At 44.2% G+C, this 15,666-nt stretch carries 17 protein-coding genes; all 17 read left to right on the top strand.

From position 1 onward, the window contains the following. Positions 1-17 precede the first annotated feature (17 nt). The 17 genes from nuoI to CS060_RS04005 all read left to right on the top strand — a co-directional run bounded on the left by nuoI (position 18) and on the right by CS060_RS04005 (position 15,489). Positions 18-437, top strand: a complete 420-nt coding sequence (gene nuoI / locus CS060_RS03920) for an NADH-quinone oxidoreductase subunit NuoI (protein WP_003396988.1) — start codon at positions 18-20, stop codon at positions 435-437. Continuing rightward, positions 434-943, top strand: a complete 510-nt coding sequence (locus CS060_RS03925) for an NADH-quinone oxidoreductase subunit J (protein WP_035050198.1) — start codon at positions 434-436, stop codon at positions 941-943. The genes nuoI and CS060_RS03925 overlap by 4 nt, the downstream gene beginning before the upstream one ends. Continuing rightward, positions 940-1,254, top strand: coding sequence for an NADH-quinone oxidoreductase subunit NuoK (gene nuoK, locus CS060_RS03930; protein WP_035050201.1), 315 nt, complete (start codon positions 940-942; stop codon positions 1,252-1,254). The genes CS060_RS03925 and nuoK overlap by 4 nt, the downstream gene beginning before the upstream one ends. 59 nt (positions 1,255-1,313) lie before the next feature. Continuing rightward, a complete protein-coding gene (gene nuoL / locus CS060_RS03935) occupies positions 1,314-3,164 on the top strand; it encodes an NADH-quinone oxidoreductase subunit L (RefSeq protein WP_035050205.1) in 1,851 nt (616 codons plus the stop codon). Positions 3,165-3,275: 111 nt separating this feature from the next. Next, positions 3,276-4,460: an RNA-guided endonuclease InsQ/TnpB family protein gene (locus tag CS060_RS03940; RefSeq protein ID WP_099668701.1), complete on the top strand. Its 1,185-nt coding sequence runs from the start codon at positions 3,276-3,278 to the stop codon at positions 4,458-4,460. Positions 4,461-4,633: 173 nt separating this feature from the next. Then, positions 4,634-6,145, top strand: a complete 1,512-nt coding sequence (locus CS060_RS03950; protein WP_099668703.1) for an NADH-quinone oxidoreductase subunit M — start codon at positions 4,634-4,636, stop codon at positions 6,143-6,145. A 4-nt stretch (positions 6,146-6,149) separates the two neighbouring features. Continuing rightward, positions 6,150-7,652 carry an NADH-quinone oxidoreductase subunit NuoN gene (gene nuoN / locus CS060_RS03955; RefSeq protein ID WP_035050217.1) on the top strand — a complete coding sequence of 501 codons (1,503 nt, stop codon included), beginning with the start codon at positions 6,150-6,152 and terminating at the stop codon, positions 7,650-7,652. A 56-nt stretch (positions 7,653-7,708) separates the two neighbouring features. Next, entirely contained in the window at positions 7,709-7,939 is a 231-nt protein-coding gene (locus CS060_RS03960; protein WP_035050219.1) for a DUF1146 family protein, read from the top strand. Positions 7,940-8,021: 82 nt separating this feature from the next. After that, positions 8,022-8,717: a YwmB family TATA-box binding protein gene (locus CS060_RS03965; protein ID WP_035049999.1), complete on the top strand. Its 696-nt coding sequence runs from the start codon at positions 8,022-8,024 to the stop codon at positions 8,715-8,717. Between the two features lie 31 nt (positions 8,718-8,748). Continuing rightward, a complete protein-coding gene (murA, locus tag CS060_RS03970; RefSeq protein ID WP_035049998.1) occupies positions 8,749-10,047 on the top strand; it encodes a UDP-N-acetylglucosamine 1-carboxyvinyltransferase in 1,299 nt (432 codons plus the stop codon). Between the two features lie 96 nt (positions 10,048-10,143). Then, positions 10,144-11,130 carry a stage II sporulation protein D gene (gene spoIID, locus CS060_RS03975; RefSeq protein WP_371411587.1) on the top strand — a complete coding sequence of 329 codons (987 nt, stop codon included), beginning with the start codon at positions 10,144-10,146 and terminating at the stop codon, positions 11,128-11,130. A 74-nt stretch (positions 11,131-11,204) separates the two neighbouring features. Continuing rightward, positions 11,205-11,969 (top strand): stage II sporulation protein SpoIIQ, encoded by a 765-nt coding sequence (gene spoIIQ, locus CS060_RS03980; protein ID WP_035049996.1) that lies wholly within the window; start codon positions 11,205-11,207, stop codon positions 11,967-11,969. Positions 11,970-12,191: 222 nt separating this feature from the next. After that, positions 12,192-12,455 (top strand): sporulation transcriptional regulator SpoIIID, encoded by a 264-nt coding sequence (spoIIID, locus tag CS060_RS03985; protein ID WP_003396966.1) that lies wholly within the window; start codon positions 12,192-12,194, stop codon positions 12,453-12,455. Positions 12,456-12,547: 92 nt separating this feature from the next. Continuing rightward, positions 12,548-13,552, top strand: coding sequence for a rod shape-determining protein (locus CS060_RS03990; RefSeq protein WP_035049994.1), 1,005 nt, complete (start codon positions 12,548-12,550; stop codon positions 13,550-13,552). Positions 13,553-13,639: 87 nt separating this feature from the next. Then, positions 13,640-14,428 (top strand): flagellar basal-body rod protein FlgF, encoded by a 789-nt coding sequence (flgF, locus tag CS060_RS03995; protein ID WP_035049992.1) that lies wholly within the window; start codon positions 13,640-13,642, stop codon positions 14,426-14,428. A 10-nt stretch (positions 14,429-14,438) separates the two neighbouring features. Further along, positions 14,439-15,263, top strand: a complete 825-nt coding sequence (locus CS060_RS04000) for a flagellar hook-basal body protein (RefSeq protein ID WP_035049990.1) — start codon at positions 14,439-14,441, stop codon at positions 15,261-15,263. A 13-nt stretch (positions 15,264-15,276) separates the two neighbouring features. Next, positions 15,277-15,489, top strand: a complete 213-nt coding sequence (locus tag CS060_RS04005; RefSeq protein ID WP_035049989.1) for a DNA-directed RNA polymerase subunit beta — start codon at positions 15,277-15,279, stop codon at positions 15,487-15,489. Positions 15,490-15,666: the final 177 nt, after the last annotated feature.

A 15,666-nucleotide genomic window follows, 5' to 3' on the forward strand; every position in this document is an offset into this window, starting at 1 on the left:
AAGGTGGGTGGGCAGAAATGCTCGGTTTAATGAAAGGATTAGCGTATACGCTGAAAAACTTAACAAAAGAAAAAGTGACGTACGATTATCCGAATGAACCGCTTCCGCTTCCGGATCGCTTTCGCGGCATTCAAAAGTTTTATCCGGAAAAATGTATCGTTTGTAATCAGTGCGCAAACATTTGCCCGACCGACTGTATTCAACTGACGGGCAAAAAACATCCGGATCCGACGAAAAAAGGAAAAATTATTGATACGTATGACATTAACTTTGAAATTTGTATTTTATGCGATTTATGTACGGAAGTATGTCCGACAGAGGCGATTGTCATGACGAACAACTTTGAATTAGCGGAATATAGCCGCGATGAATTATTTAAAGATTTAACGTGGCTTGATGAAAACGATACGAACGTGCGGAAGGTGAATAAGCCATGAGTGGACAATATATTGCGTTTTTCGTTCTTGCGCTCATTGCGCTTGGCGGCGGCGTGTTTATGTTAAATTTAAACAAAGTCGTCCATATGGTCGTCGCGCTCGTCTTTACGTTCGTCAGCATCGCCGGCATTTACGTGCTTTTATCGGCTGAATTTGTCGCAGCCGTTCAAGTGCTTATTTATTCGGGTGCCATTACAATCATTATGTTATTTGGTATTATGCTTACGCGCCATCAAGATGATGGACAATCGACGGGCAGCCCGCTTCGAAAAGCGTTTGCTTTGCTTGGGACGGTTGCCTTCGGTGCCGTCATGTATATCGGCATTCGCACGCTTGACTTTGGCAGCGAAGCAGTTGCGCTCCATGAGAAAAATACAGAACAAATCGGTATTGCGATGTATTCGAAATATGTCATTCCGTTTGAACTTGCATCTGTTTTGTTGCTTGTCGCATTAATTGGGGCGGTCATTTTAGCGAAAAAAGATGATAAGGAGGCGGGAGAATGAGTGGCGTACCGTTATCCGCCTATCTCGTATTTGCGCTTTTATTGTTTTGCATCGGATTGTACGGAGCGTTAACGAAACGAAATACAGTCATTGTGCTGATTTGTATCGAACTTATGTTAAATGCCGTGAACGTCAACTTAGTTGCATTTAGCAAATACGGGGTAAATCCAGGCATTACAGGTCAAGTATTTTCGCTCTTTACCATTACTGTTGCCGCAGCGGAAGCAGCGGTTGGATTAGCCATTTTAATTGCGCTATACCGCAATCGTAAAACGATTCATATTGATGAAATCGATTCGATGAAACGATAAAGGATGGGAAACAAAGGGGTTATATTATAAATGCACCTGAAAAAGGGGATGATTGAACGATGATGGAAAACGCATGGCTCATACCGCTTTTTCCTTTCGTATCGTTTGTTGTGCTGCTTGTTGTTGGCAAGCAGTTAAAAGAACGAAGCGCGTATGTCGGAATGTTGTTGACGCTTCTTTCGCTCGCATTTGCCCTCGGAGCGTTGTATGAGCGATGGACGGCATCAACATATAAACAAGCATACACATGGTTGACAATTGGGGATGTGGATGTAACGGTCGGTTTGGAAGTGAACGCATTAAATGCATTAATGCTTGTTGTCGTATCGCTTGTTAGTTTTCTCGTACATACGTATGCGAAAGGATATATGCACGGTGATGAGCGCTTCTCGGTATTTTACGCGTATTTAGGATTGTTTACGTTCGCGATGCTCGGGCTCGTCGTATCACCCAACTTACTACAAACGTACATTTTTTGGGAACTCGTCGGTCTCGGCTCGTTCTTATTGATCGGATTTTATTTTTACAAAGAAGAAGCAAAAGCCGCAGCGAAAAAAGCGTTCATTATGACGCGCATCGGGGATGTCGGGTTGTTGATCGGTATGATTTTATTGTTCTTAGAAGTGAAAAGCTTCGAATATGAAGCGATTTTTGCTTCGTTACGAAGCGGCGACATATCGGCCACGACCGTCACATTAAGCGCCATTCTTATTTTTATTGGAGCAGTCGGAAAATCAGGTCAATTTCCGCTTCATACGTGGCTTCCAGATGCGATGGAAGGTCCAACGCCTGTCTCGGCGTTAATTCACGCCGCAACAATGGTCGCTGCCGGGGTATATTTAGTTGCAACGTTGTTCCCGCTTTATGAAGCGAGCGAGACAGCGATGATGACTGTCGCTTACGTCGGAGGATTTACTGCTATTTTTGCGGCATCGATCGGTCTTGTGCAAACGGATATTAAACGCGTGCTTGCATATTCTACCGTCAGCCAGCTTGGCTATATGATGTTAGCGCTCGGTTCTGCAGGTTATGTTGCAGGCGTCTTTCATTTAATGACGCACGCCTTTTTTAAAGCGTTGCTCTTTTTAGCTGCAGGTAGTGTTATTCATGCGGTGCATACGCAAAATATTGAACAAATGGGCGGATTGTGGAAAAAAATGAAATGGACCGCTCCACTCTTTTTAATCGGAACGTTAGCCATTAGCGGCTTTCCATTTTTCTCAGGCTTTTTCAGCAAAGATGAAATTTTAATTGCCGCGTGGACGCACGGACATGTCGGTCTATTTGTTGTTGCTGTTATCGCTGCCTTTTTCACAGCGTTTTATATGTTCCGTTTATTTTTCCTCGTGTTCGCGGGAGAAGCGAGAACGAACAATCACGATGTGCATGAATCGCCAACTGTCATGGTGCTACCGATGATCGTACTCGGTGTGCTCGCAGTCGTTTCTGGTTACGTTCAAACACCGTGGGGTGCCTTTTTAGGCGAATGGTTGACAGAAGGAACGAATTGGCATGCGCATACAGAAGGTCCAAGTTGGATTATGATTGTAGCGACCATTGTGTCGCTATGCGGAATTGTTCTTGCATGGCTCATATATGGCAAACGTGCGATTGCGCGCGACTGGCTATCGTCACGTTTCTCGCTTACGTACAACGTGCTTATGAACAAATATTACATCGACGAATTTTACGGACTTACTGTCATTCGCGCTACTTCGTTTATTAGCTTGTTATTTGAGTATATCGACCGTTTCCTCGTCGAAGGATTGGCACAATTATTCGCAGCAACAGCGCGCGGTATCGGTCGAATCGGCTCGCGTTTACAAAACGGGCAAGTGCAAATGTATGGCACGGTGACCATTGTTGCTTTAGCGATTCTCGTCGTCATTTTTGCGGTGACAGGGGGTTAGTAACTGTTAAAATATTTTTTTTAAAATCCATAAAACCCTATATACAATTTATAAAATTACAAAGCAAAAGAGCAAATAAAGCCAAGAAGATGATTAAGGAGCTAACTGAAAATGATTAAAACATATAAGGTTATGCTACTTCCTAATCATAAACAACAAACAAAATTATTTGAGTGTGCGGGTGTAGCAAGGTGGGCGTATAATTTTGCCTTAGCACAACAACAAGAAAATCATAAACAAGGCGGTAAATTTTTAAATGATGGTGAATTAAGAAAAAGATTAACGCAGCTCAAACAAACGAAAGAGTACAGTTGGCTCAACAATTATTCCAACAACATCACAAAACAAGCAATAAAAGATGCGTGTCAAGCCTACAAAAACTTTTTTGCAGGACGGGCGAAGTTTCCGAAATTGAAAACGAAGAAACGAACACGCCCAAGTTTTTATCAAGATACATCGAAAATTAAAATCACCGACACGCATGTAAAACTAGAGAAACTGACGCCTTCCAAAAAGAAAAATAGACAGAAGCTCAATTGGATTCGTTTGGCGGAGCGAGGACGTATTCCGCACGGAAAACATGTAACATACGTCAATCCACGCATCGTGTTTGACGGACTACATTGGTTTTTAACGGTCGGTGTAGAGGAAGCAGAAGTGAAACATGAAACGTACAGCGAAGGCATCGGCATTGATTTAGGGGTAAAGTCGTTAGCTACCGTCAGCAATGGCATGACGTTTCCAAACATCAACCAAACACCAAAAGTAAAAAAGCTGGAAAAGTCAATTAGGCGCATGCAAAGGCGAATATCACGAAAGTACGAAATGAATAAAACGAAAACAGAAGGAGGTGAATTCCGTTACAGAAAAACGGAAAACATTAAGAAAATTGAATTCCTTGTTTTGAAAAAACGCCGAAGGCTGAAAAATATGCAGCTTAACCATACTCACCACATCACAGCGACGTTGGTGAAAGCCAAGCCAGCGTATGTCGTGATGGAAGACTTGAACACAAGTGGCATGTTAAAAAATTGCAAGCTATCGAAAGCGATTCAACAACAAACATTCCACGTGTTCAAGCGGCAAATGACGTACAAATGTGCATGGCATGGGATCGAGTTGATCGTCGTAGATCGGTTTTATCCGTCAAGCAAAAAGTGCAGCCGTTGCGGTCATGTGAAAGATCACCTTTCTTTATCGGAACGGACGTACCGTTGTGAGGCGTGTGGGATAGAAATCGATCGCGATTTGAATGCAAGCATCAACTTGAAACAATATGCCGAATCCATGATGTGACATGACCATGTACCCATACGTTAGTGGGGAAGTGAAGCCTTCGGAGCGCCAAGAAAACGAGAGTAGCTTTTTTGCGAAATCGGGCGCGATGAACAAGGAAGGAAACAAAAACTTTGTAAAGAATTGTAGATGCTTTATAAAGTTTTATAAGTTTTCTGTAACGGGTATTTATAATGCAGCCATACTTTTTATCGCTCTTAATTTTCTCCCCGCTTTTAGGTATACTCGTTCTTTCGCTTCTTTCGAAAGAACAAGAAAAAGCGATTAAATGGCTTGGTGTGTTGGCGACGTTGCCATCGTTATGCTTATCATTGTTTGCATTTTGGCAATATCAAAACGGGTATGATATAAGCAAGTTAGCGGAAAAACGGTCATGGATTCAATTTGGTGAGTTCCCGTTTTTAAAGGAGACGGATTTTACTGTCGCATATGAACTTCATGTGGACGGTTTGGCGCTTGTCATGATCGTTTTAACGACTATTTTAGCGACGCTTGCGGCGATCGCTTCTACATCCATCCAAAAAGAGTGGAAAGGGTATTTTCAACTGTTTTTATTGCTTGAAATCGGTATGCTTGGCGTATTTGCTGCTAGCAACCTTGTACTCTTTTTCATCTTTTTTGAGTTGACGCTCATTCCGATGTTTTTCCTCATCGGAAAATGGGGATATTTCGAAAAAGAAAAAGCGGCATACAGCTATTTAATTTATAACGGGCTCGGTTCAGCCGTTTTATTGATCGTCATTGCGGTCTTGTTTGCGCGCACGGGTACATCGAATATCGATGAGCTGCGCCACATATTAACGGATCCGATGGCACAAACGATTTCGCCAATTTCCGACGCGCTTCGCTACGGATTGTTTCTTGCGTTGCTCATCGCATTTGGGGTTAAGCTACCGATCGTGCCGCTTCATCGCTGGATGTTGCACGTGCACGTACAAGCGCCACCATCTGTCGTTATGCTACATGCAGGGGTTTTGTTAAAAATTGGTGCTTTCGGTCTTGTCCGTTTTGCGTTTGGATTATTTCCCGGGCAATTCCAACAATTTTCGACATGGCTCATCGTTTTAGGCGTTGTTAACTTGTTGTACGGTGCGTTTTTAGCACTAAGACAAACCGATTTTAAAATGGTGCTTGCTTATTCGAGCGTATCGCACATGGGCATTGTATTAATCGGTCTCGGTTCGCTCACTGAGGCAGGAATACAAGGAGCGATTTTCCAAGCGGTGTCACACGGATTTATCGCTGCGTTTTTATTCTTCTTCGTCGGTGTCATGTACGAAAGAACGCGCACGACGACGCTTGCTCGTTTAGGGGGGCTGGCGAAGACAATGCCGTACGTATCAGGATTTATTCTTGCTGGGGCGATGGCTTCGCTCGGTTTGCCGGGAACGTCCGGATTTATTAGCGAGTTTATGGCGTTCGTTGGGGCATTTCAAGCGGAACCGCTGCTCGCTGCGATCGGTACAATCGGTATTATTATGACCGCTGTATATTTATTGCGCGCTGTTCTCGGCATGACGTTTGGGCAAACAACGGTGTCAAACGTTTACGATTTACGAGGCATCGAATGGGTGCCAGCAATTAGTTTACTGCTTCTTATTATCATCATCGGGGTATATCCGAACGTATTAGCGCTGCCGCTACAAACGACGATTGAAACGATGATGAACGGGTTAGGGGGTTGATGAGATGGATTTCGAAACATTACTTAGCTATGAATGGGGCGTCATGATGCCGGAATTTATCATTCTCGGCGTAGCGGTTGCGCTCTCGCTCATCGACCTGTTTATGCCGGAAAATCGGAGCCGACGTCTTCTTGGCTTATTCGCATTCGTCGGGGTTGCTGTTTCATTCGTATCGCTCCTTAGTTTATGGACGAGTGATGTTACGTCCATTTTAGGTGATACGTTCCGTCTCGATTCGTTCGCCAAATCGTTCAAAGCGTTATTGCTGATCGGTAGTGCGCTCGTTTTATTGCTTTCGATTCACTATGAACCGAAAGAGCGCATCGCATATCGTGGTGAATTTTATTACCTATTTTTAACCGCACTTCTTGGCGCGATGATGATGGCATCAAGCGGCGATCTTATTACATTGTTCGTCGGACTTGAACTATTATCGCTTTCTTCTTATGTTCTCGTCGCGATTCGTAAAAAACATACATTAGCGAATGAAGCGGTGTTGAAATACGTCATTACCGGAAGTATCGCAACAGCGATTACGCTATTTGGGATGAGCTATATTTTTGGTTTTACCGGATCGACGAATATAAAAGAAATTGCTGTGCAACTTGCCAGCACGTATGAAGAAAACCATCAATACATTTTATCGCTCGCCTTTTTGCTGACGTTCGTCGGGTTATCGTTTAAATTAGCATCCGCCCCGTTTCATATGTGGGCACCTGACGTATATCAAGGTGCGACGATGCCAGTCGTTTCGTTCTTAAGCGTTGTTTCTAAAACAGCCGGATTTGTCATTGTGTTGCGCGTTATCGTTTCTGTATTTGCCCAAATACCGACGGGAAGTTCGAATTCCATGCTCGTGACGCTTGCGCCGTACATCGCTTTTTTAGCGGGGGCGACGATGATGATCGGCAATACGATTGCCCTTCGTCAACGGAACGTGAAACGTATGTTAGCATATTCGAGCGTGGCGCATGCAGGGTATGTATTAGTGGCTTTTGCGAGCTTATCGATGTTTATGTTTGAAGCCATTTGGTTTTACTTATTGGCGTATTTATTTATGACGATCGGAACATTTGCCATTTTGCAAGTCGTCTCTCAACATCATGATGATGAAGACGTGAGCATATTCGCCGGCTTGTACCGTCGCTCGCCGCTTATGGCGATTGCGATGACGATCTTTCTACTATCGCTTGCGGGCATTCCGGGAACGGCTGGATTTATCGGGAAAATGAACATTTTCCTCGGTGCATTCGTCGTCGAGCCAGCTCATTATGTGCTTGCATCGATTATGGTAGTCACGACCGTTATATCGTACGTATATTACTTTGGTATTTTCATTCAAATGTTTTTCCGACCTGTTGAAGACGCGCGACGCTTAGAGTGGCCACCTGGGGTTATTGCCGTTATTGTTATTTGTGTTATCGGCACCGTTTTATTAGGGGTGTTTCCGAACATCGCCTACGATTTCATTGCACCGTTTGAACATTTTAGCGATTTTCTTCAATAAGACGTATAATGGAAGGGGTGTACCCTTCCATTTTTTATATTAAAGGAGGAGTGGGAATGGAAACATTTGGACAAGAAGCGTTAATTAGTTTATTATCGCATGTATTTTTTATTACGGTGACGTGGTGGACGCTGCAAGCGGTTCGGCTTGAAGTTATTTTTAAACGAAATCGCATCATTCAAGCACGTGTATTTTACATTTTATTAACCGTTGCAATCGGTTCATTAGTAAGCAATTTCTTTTTAGATTATTTACGCTGGTCGCGTCAGTTGCCGTTTTTACTTTAAACGCGAGCGTTGTCGATTTTTTTCACGTATGTTCCCTTCCGATCTGGCAACAATAAAAGCTAAGGAGAGGAAGGGAAAAGAGATGAGAAAAAGATGGTTGGCACTCGTTATGTTTTGTTTGTTATTAAGTGGTTATCGGATGTATGACGGTGAACGGATCGGCGGAGAAATAGCGAAAATAAACGATATGCTCGGCGCATTTGAAGACCATCATATTCACCTCAAACGATGGAACGTCTACGCCAAAGAGCAAGTGCTTACAAATGACCCTCACAACTGGATCCAACAATACGTGAGAACATGGTCCTCTTTTCGTTGGACGGTTGAACCGCACAAGATGATTGGCAAACGTGAAACCTCCACTTACGTTGAAACGATTCAACTCATCACGGTCGCACATCATCCAGCTGTCCTTGTTTTATATGAAGCAACCGGTTCAACGTGGAATAAACAACTCGAACACACGCTCGTCCGACAAACGACGAAATTATTCGTAAAACCTACATTTTTCACTTGTATTACAGGGGAATTCGATGGTAAGATGAAAGGTGTTTTGTTTGACAAGGCGGTTCGCTTGCTTGCTTCGTTTCAAGCGCGACCGATCGAGTCTTTGCGCGAAGAGACATTTGTCTCCGTCTCAGCATATACTGAGCAGTGGAAGACATCACTTTCTGTCGGACAACAACAAATGAATCTTCAACTAGCATTACGACAAGACGGATTGGGCGCGCGAACGACCGTTGTCATTGGCACCCCAATCATAACAGCTGAATATTAATATAGAGACTTTGGACGCGGAGGGGAATGCCTTGGAAAAAATCATCGTCCGCGGCGGGAAGCGGTTGAGCGGCACAGTGAAAGTGGAAGGTGCGAAAAACGCTGTGTTGCCTGTCATCGCCGCAACATTGTTAGCGAGTGAAGGAAAGAGCGTCATTTATGATGTACCTGAACTCTCCGATGTATATACGATTAGTGAAGTGTTGCGTCACTTACAAGCAAACGTAACGGTTGGCAACAACAACATTGTCGTTGATGCATCAGGAGAGCTAAGTATTGAAGCTCCATTTGAATATGTGCGAAAAATGCGAGCATCTGTATTAGTGATGGGACCGTTGCTCGCCCGTAAAGGTCGCGCGCGCGTAGCGCTACCGGGCGGTTGTGCGATCGGTTCACGCCCCATCGATCAACATTTAAAAGGATTTGAAGCGATGGGGGCGACGGTGAAAATCGGGAACGGTTTCATCGACGCTGAAGTGAACGGGAAGTTGCGCGGTGCAAAAATTTATTTAGATTTCCCAAGTGTCGGTGCGACAGAAAACATTATGATGGCCGCCGTATTAGCTGAAGGTACGACGGTCATTGAAAACTGTGCGAAAGAACCGGAAATCGTCGACTTAGCAAACTTTTTAAACGCTATGGGCGCAAAAGTGCGCGGTGCCGGCACAGGCACGATTCGCATTGACGGTGTTACTACATTATATGGTGCTGAGCACACAGTTATTCCTGATCGCATTGAAGCAGGAACGTTTATGATTGCTGCTGCCATTACAGGCGGAAACGTTCTTGTGCAAGGTGCGGTGCCAGAACATTTAACGTCGTTAATCGCAAAGCTTGAGGAAATGGGTGTCACGATTATTGAAGAAGACAGCGGTTTGCGCGTCATTGCTCCAGACAAACTAAAAGCGGTTGACGTAAAAACGATGCCACATCCCGGCTTTCCGACTGATATGCAGTCACAAATGATGGCGTTATTGATGAAAGCGGAAGGCACGAGCATGGTAACAGAAACGGTATTTGAAAATCGGTTTATGCATGTCGAAGAATTTCGTCGTATGAACGCCGATATGAAAATTGAAGGCCGTTCTGTCATTATTAACGGTCCGTGCCAATTGCAAGGGGCAGAAGTGGCCGCAACGGACTTACGTGCTGCCGCAGCGCTTATTTTAGCTGGACTTGTAGCAGAAGGATATACGCGCGTAACTGAGCTCAAACATTTAGATCGCGGTTACGTCCGTTTCCATGAAAAGTTAGCTGCGTTAGGTGCGGATATTGAACGTGTACGCGAGGATGTCAATACGATACAAACACAAATGACAGACGTTGGGTGAACATAAAAACGACCGTTTGCGGAGGCGAATGGTCGTTTTTTGCATATATGCTTGTCCCCCTGCATAAATTGTAACAATGACAAAGGGGGGATGATTTTGCGACAATGGATGATCGCAATCGTTGTATTATTTACTCTTATTTTACTCATTCCTGCATTAGTTGTTTTAGCGTTCGGGGAAAAGCAAGAGGCGCCCCTTCCTGCCCAACCGATGCAAATGCAAGCAAGTGATGAGCCAATGGTTGAAGTAGCTGTATATCGAAGTAAAGAAAAAAAGGTAGAGCGACTTCCGCTTGAGCAATATGTTGTTGGTGTTGTAGCGGCGGAAATGCCAGCAGAGTTTGAAATGGAAGCGTTAAAAGCCCAAGCGCTCACCGCACGAACGTACATCGTCAAACAACTCATATATAACAAACCTATCCAACTGCCAGAAGGAGCAAACGTCACTGATACGGTTATGCACCAAGTGTATTATAATGACGAGCAATTAAAAGAAATGTGGGGCATAAGTTACGAATGGAAAATAAAAAAAATTAAAGAAGCGGTCGAGGCGACGAAGGGGCAAATCTTAACGTACAACAATGAGCCGATTGAAGCGGCATTTTTCTCAACAAGCAACGGCTATACGGAAAATTCAGAAGCGTATTGGCAAAACGCGTTCCCTTATTTAACGAGCGTTGAGAGTCCATGGGATGCACAGTCGCCAAAGTTTTACGAACAAATGACGTTACCTGTTCGCGAATTTGAACAACGGCTCGGTGTGAAATTACCGAAAGACGGATCTATCGGCAAAGTGCTCGCTCGCACGCCAGGCAAGCGTGTTGCCCTTGTCGATATTAACGGCAAACAGCTTACCGGTCGGGAAGTGCGTGAAAAGTTGCAACTCAAATCGACCGATTTTACATGGACAAGGCAAGGCAACAACATTGTCATTACGACGAAAGGATACGGTCACGGCGTTGGGATGAGTCAATACGGGGCGAACTTTTTAGCGAAACAAGGAAAGACGTATAAAGAGATTGTTCAATATTATTATCAAGGTGTAAAAATTGACGATGTATCACTTGTCGCTTCAAAATTTTGAAGCGGCAAATTTTTTTATTTTTACGTGTATAAATGTTCTTCTTTCTGTTCACAATGGTTGCTGAGGTGATGAACATGAAAGAAGAAAACAAAAAAGTTTCAAAGTTGTTTCGTAAACGTTGGGTTGTTCCTTCGATTTATTTGTTAAGCGCAGCGCTCATTTTAACAGGTGTGCTTTGGTTCCAAAGCAAAACAAACGATATCGTTCAGCCACCTGTCGATGAGCCGACAAAACAAGGCACAGCAGTAAACGAACAAGAGTCTGTACCGGTTCAACAAGCGGTTGAACAAATTGCGATGCCTGTCCTTGATCCAAACGCTGTCGAAATTGCAAAACCGTTTTACGACTTTAATGCATCAGCCGAAGAACAAGAAGCTGCTCTCGTCTCTTATAATGATGAATATTATCCAAACAAAGGTGTCGACATCGCGATGAAAAACGGCGAAAGCTTTGATGTGACCGCATCGTTAAGTGGAACAGTCGTCAAAGCAGAAAAAGATCCGCTCTTTGGCTACGTCGTTCATATTCAACACGATCGCGGCGTTGTGACGGTATATCAATCATTAAAAGACGTACAAGTGAAAGCAGGCGATACAGTAAAACAAGGACAAGTGATTGCGAAGGCAGGAACAAACGAGTTTAATAAAGAAGCAGGCGTGCATGTCCATTTTGAAATTCGAAAAGACGGACAAGCGGTGAACCCGATCGCTTACTTCGATCAACCGCTAAGCGCATTAGAAGCGAAAGAACAACAAACGGAACAACAAGAAACAAATGAACAAGAAAGCGATCCGTCAAGCACCGTTCCAGATGCTTCGATCGGAATGGCAAGAACATGAACAGGTGGGCAAAATGCTCATCTGTTCGCTTTTTTATGGAATATATTTTCTTCTTCCCTAATACACTATTACAAACTTGAACAACGAGGGTGTTTGAGGTGAGATGAACGATTAATAGATGAGATTGACGACTTTGTTATGAACGAGTAAACGCCACTGCGATCAACGCCTTATACGTCTCATTTCACACTTCTCACATCCAACTTAGGGAGGGCGAGCAGTGTGCACGATTACATCAAAGAGCGTACAATCAAGATTGGCAAGTACATCGTGGAGACAAGAAAAACCGTTCGCGTCATCGCGAAAGAGTTCGGTGTGTCGAAAAGCACCGTGCATAAAGACTTAACGGAACGGCTCCCGGAAATTAACCCCGAATTAGCGAATGAAGTGAAAGAAATTTTAGATTACCATAAATCCATTCGCCATTTGCGTGGAGGAGAAGCGACAAAGAAAAAGTATAAAAAAGAAACAGAGCAAGCGACGTAAATTTGTTGTTCTCCTTGTCAAAAATGCTCTCTTTTTTCGTCATCATTGTGGTAAAATATTTTATTAGGAGAAATGGCAAGGAGGAACATATAATGTTTTTGGCAAGGGATATCGGCATCGATCTTGGCACGGCGAACGTGTTGATTTATGTCAAAGGAAAAGGCATTGTATTAAACGAACCTTCTGTTGTGGCGATTGATCAACATACAAAGCGAGTGTTGGCGGTCGGAGAAGAAGCGCGGCGCATGGTCGGACGTACGCCTGGGCATATTGTTGCCATCCGTCCGTTAAAAGATGGGGTGATTGCAGACTTTGAAATTACGGAAGCGATGCTCAAACACTTTTTAAGCAAACTCAACTTAAAAGGATGGTTTGCCAAGCCCCGCATTTTAATTTGCTGTCCAACAAACATTACGTCCGTCGAACGGAAAGCGATTAAAGAAGCGGCGGAAAAAAGCGGCGGAAAAAAAGTGTACTTAGAAGAAGAACCAAAAGTAGCAGCGATTGGCGCTGGAATGGATATTTTTCAACCATCTGGAAACATGGTCATCGACATCGGCGGAGGCACGACGGACGTTGCGGTATTATCGATGGGTGACATCGTCACATCGGCCTCCATTAAAGTGGCTGGCGATAAATTTGACCAAGAAATTTTACACTATATTAAACGAGAATATAAGCTATTAATTGGTGAGCGAACAGCGGAAGAAATTAAAATCAATATTGCGACTGTATTTCCGAACGCGCGCGATGAAGCGATGGACATTCGCGGCCGCGATTTAGTAACGGGCTTACCAAGAACGATTACGATTCGTTCCGGTGAAATTGAAAAAGCGTTGCGTGAAACGGTATATACGATCGTCCAAACGGCAAAAAGCGTCCTTGAGCGCACACCGCCAGAACTATCGGCAGACATTATTGACCGCGGCGTTTTCCTAACAGGAGGCGGGGCGTTACTTCATGGCATTGACCAACTGCTTGCGCAAGAATTAAAAGTGCCTGTCTTTATTGCGGAAAACCCGATGGATTGCGTAGCCATCGGCACAGGGTTAATGCTTGATAACATCGACAAAGCTCCATATCGTCAACTCGTGTAGGTGCCATTGGGAAATGGTACCTATTCGCTTTTTCCTCGGTTTTCTTTTATAATGAAAGTAGTGTAAAAACGGTTAGGGGGAAGAGTGATGTTTCGCGGACTATATACAGCTGCTTCAGGCATGCTTTCTCAACAACGCCGCATCGAAATGATGACGAACAATATCGCAAACGCCAATACGCCAGGCTACAAAGCCGATCAAGCATCGTTACGGGCTTTTCCAGAGATGTTGATGCACCGCATTCAACAAACGACGATTCCGACTGAAAAAAAACTAACGTGGCGTGATCGTACATATATCGGTCCATTGTCAACAGGTGTGTATGTACAAGAACTTGTGCCAAACTTTGCCCAAGGGGATATACGCGAAACAGGCAACAATACCGACATGGCGATCGTTGATGGGACAGGCGCATCGTTTTTTATCGTACAAAATGAAGCAGGCGACGTTCGCTATACACGAAACGGTCATTTTACGATCGATGCCGACGGCTTTTTAACGACGACAGATGGTCTTTACGTGCTCGATGAAACAGGCAACCGTATTCAAGTGGGCGATGAACAGTTTACTGTACTTGAAGACGGCACGATTACAAAAGGCGAAGAAACGATCGCGCGTCTTGGCATCGCTTATGCTGAAAACGTTCAATCGCTTGCGAAAGAAGGGAACGGTTTATTTCGAGCAGAAGGGGAGCTTCCACTTGCTGAAACGTATACGATTCGCCAACAATATATCGAACGTTCAAACGTCGATTTGTCTCGTGCGATGACGGACATACTGTCGGCTTACCGCGCGTTTGAAGCGAACCAAAAAATTTTACAAGCATACGATAAAAGTATGGACAAAGCGGCAAACGAAATTGGTCGCTTAAAGTAGGAGGATCACGATGCTTCGTTCAATGATTACTGCCGCCAATACAATGAACCAACTACAACAACAACTAGACGTCATTAGCCATAATATCGCAAACGTCAACACAACCGGGTTTAAAAAGCGCGATGCGGTATTTGGCGAATTGCTTGCCCAACAGTTTACCAACTTGCCGAAAACAGATGAAGCACCGCGCCTTACACCAGCAGGTATCCGTCTCGGTGTCGGCGCAAAAGTCGCGTCAACACATATGCAAATGAAACAAGGCTCGATTGTAAAAACAGACCGCCCGCTTGATCTCGCTTTGACGAAAGAAGGGCAATTTTTCCGCATTCTTGTTGATGGTGCGATCCAATATACGCGAGACGGTGCATTTTACCTTAGTCCGTCCGCGAACAATCCAGATGAACTGATGCTTGTGACGGCAAATGGTTATCCAGTCGTCGATGAGAACGATGAACCGATTACTGTTCGTGACGGCTTTAAAGATATTCAAGTGACACAAAACGGCACGATGCAATTCATTGCGCCAAACGGAAACATGATGCAGACGGTAAACATCGGGGTATCATACATCACCCGCCCGCAACTGATGCAGGCGTTCGGTGACAACCGTTTTGCTTTTCCAGATAATATGAATAACGAAGGCGCAGCTATCAATATAGCTGGCAATAATCGCAACGCCATTTCGTTGCAACAATACGCTTTAGAACAATCAAACGTGGAACTAGCGACAGAAATGAGCGAACTGATGATTACGCAACGGTCATATCAGCTCAACGCCCGTGCGATTACACTATCGGATCAAATGATGGGGCTGATTAACGGCATTCGTTCATAGAGAGGGAATTTGTATGGAGGAAAAACAACAAAAGCGCTCGCTTCGCCGTCCGCGCCGTCGCCTTATTCCCATTTGGCTTCGCCTTGTCATTGTGTTCGTTCTCGTTGGGTTAAGCGGAATGATCGGTGCGATGGTCGGCTACGGTGTAATCGGTGACGGTAAACCATTTGATGCACTAAAGCTAACGACATGGCAACATATTGTCGATTTAATCGAAAAACAGTAGTGGACAGACCACTTCAAAACATGATACATTGAAAACAAGCGGCGGAAGGGAGATCCTTCCGTTTTTTTATAAAGGAGGCTCTTCACCACAAGTTGTACTTGATCATTGAAGGTAAGTGTGCGTAGAAGAAATAGAGGGTACAAAAAATGCGAATTTTCCTGTATGGTAAAGGTAACC

This window comes from Anoxybacillus flavithermus (assembly GCF_002742685.1).
GTDB classification, from domain to species: domain Bacteria; phylum Bacillota; class Bacilli; order Bacillales; family Anoxybacillaceae; genus Anoxybacillus; species Anoxybacillus flavithermus_E.

Excerpts from the sequence above, each read along its gene's own strand:
- nuoI (WP_003396988.1), top strand. The coding sequence starts at position 18 with ATGCTCGGTTTAATGAAAGGATTAGCGTATACGCTGAAAAACTTAACA.
- CS060_RS03925 (WP_035050198.1), top strand. The coding sequence starts at position 434 with ATGAGTGGACAATATATTGCGTTTTTCGTTCTTGCGCTCATTGCGCTT.
- nuoK (WP_035050201.1), top strand. The coding sequence starts at position 940 with ATGAGTGGCGTACCGTTATCCGCCTATCTCGTATTTGCGCTTTTATTG.
- nuoL (WP_035050205.1), top strand. The coding sequence starts at position 1,314 with ATGATGGAAAACGCATGGCTCATACCGCTTTTTCCTTTCGTATCGTTT.
- CS060_RS03940 (WP_099668701.1), top strand. The coding sequence starts at position 3,276 with ATGATTAAAACATATAAGGTTATGCTACTTCCTAATCATAAACAACAA.
- CS060_RS03950 (WP_099668703.1), top strand. The coding sequence starts at position 4,634 with ATGCAGCCATACTTTTTATCGCTCTTAATTTTCTCCCCGCTTTTAGGT.
- nuoN (WP_035050217.1), top strand. The coding sequence starts at position 6,150 with ATGGATTTCGAAACATTACTTAGCTATGAATGGGGCGTCATGATGCCG.
- CS060_RS03960 (WP_035050219.1), top strand. The coding sequence starts at position 7,709 with ATGGAAACATTTGGACAAGAAGCGTTAATTAGTTTATTATCGCATGTA.
- CS060_RS03965 (WP_035049999.1), top strand. The coding sequence starts at position 8,022 with ATGAGAAAAAGATGGTTGGCACTCGTTATGTTTTGTTTGTTATTAAGT.
- spoIIQ (WP_035049996.1), top strand. The coding sequence starts at position 11,205 with ATGAAAGAAGAAAACAAAAAAGTTTCAAAGTTGTTTCGTAAACGTTGG.
- CS060_RS03990 (WP_035049994.1), top strand. The coding sequence starts at position 12,548 with ATGTTTTTGGCAAGGGATATCGGCATCGATCTTGGCACGGCGAACGTG.
- flgF (WP_035049992.1), top strand. The coding sequence starts at position 13,640 with ATGTTTCGCGGACTATATACAGCTGCTTCAGGCATGCTTTCTCAACAA.
- CS060_RS04000 (WP_035049990.1), top strand. The coding sequence starts at position 14,439 with ATGCTTCGTTCAATGATTACTGCCGCCAATACAATGAACCAACTACAA.
- CS060_RS04005 (WP_035049989.1), top strand. The coding sequence starts at position 15,277 with ATGGAGGAAAAACAACAAAAGCGCTCGCTTCGCCGTCCGCGCCGTCGC.